Source organism: Campylobacter majalis, from assembly GCF_905120465.1.
GTDB lineage: Bacteria > Campylobacterota > Campylobacteria > Campylobacterales > Campylobacteraceae > Campylobacter_A > Campylobacter_A majalis.
In genome coordinates this window covers 1-832 of the sequence record NZ_CAJHOF010000050.1, presented here as the reverse complement: position 1 = coordinate 832, position 832 = coordinate 1, and the positions used below count along the sequence as shown (strand labels likewise).

Sequence of the window (832 nt, the reverse complement as noted above, 5' to 3'; positions counted from 1 at the left end):
TATCTGACTTATCAGCTGATTTTAGCGTTGAAATAATGCTTGGTGGAGCTTATGGTATTATAAAGAGTGCCAAAAAGTTAGATAAGGTGGATGGGGAATTTGTAAAGAGTGATAACAACATAGATGCTATTAATATTAAAGACAATATACCAACAAGACGAGCCCCAGAATATATTGGAGGCAAAATATCTGAAAGTAATTTTTTAATTTCCGCAGAACAATGGCTAGGAGATGGTTATGTTTCATTGCCAAATGGTAGATATATATCCAAAGATGGTATGAGACAAGTTCGTTATGGAAAACATGAAACAAACTCAAAAATCCACCATGCTCATTTTGAGTCGTATGATAAGCCAATAGAAAAAGGCGGAAGGATTATAGAAAATACATCAGTTGAAATTATTCAGGATGTCAAATAGATGAAAGAATTATATAAAATTTATTTAAAAAACAATATCTCCACACCAAATAAAACCTTACATTTTTGTGGCAATGATATTTTACCAAAACCGTATGCATTAAGCATTATTCAATATGATAATGATGAAGGATTTTATCTATTTTATTTAGATGAAATTGGAAATGAACAAACAGATACATACCATGAGACATTAGATGATGTTTTTGTGCAAGCAGAATTTGAATTTGGAATAAAGAGAGAGGATTGGATCAAATTAGAGTAGTAAAAATGTATAGGATTTTAAATATGACGATTAATATTGAGGTGTCAATAAAATACCTAAAAAATTTAACTCCGAAACTGGTTTATCATCTCAAATAAGACCAAACTGGAAATAAACATGAAAAAAAAACTAACAATAAAAAAAGCATA

2 protein-coding genes are annotated in these 832 nt (G+C 29.6%); both read left to right on the top strand.

Annotated features, from left to right (window positions below):
- Positions 1 to 419 (top strand): hypothetical protein (locus LQU93_RS09880; RefSeq protein ID WP_229933718.1); only part of this gene is annotated, 419 nt, incomplete at its 5' end.
- On the top strand, positions 420 to 683 hold the full coding sequence (locus LQU93_RS09875; RefSeq protein ID WP_229933717.1) for a hypothetical protein: 264 nt from the start codon (positions 420 to 422) through the stop codon (positions 681 to 683).
- The last annotated feature ends 149 nt before the right edge of the window (positions 684 to 832 follow it).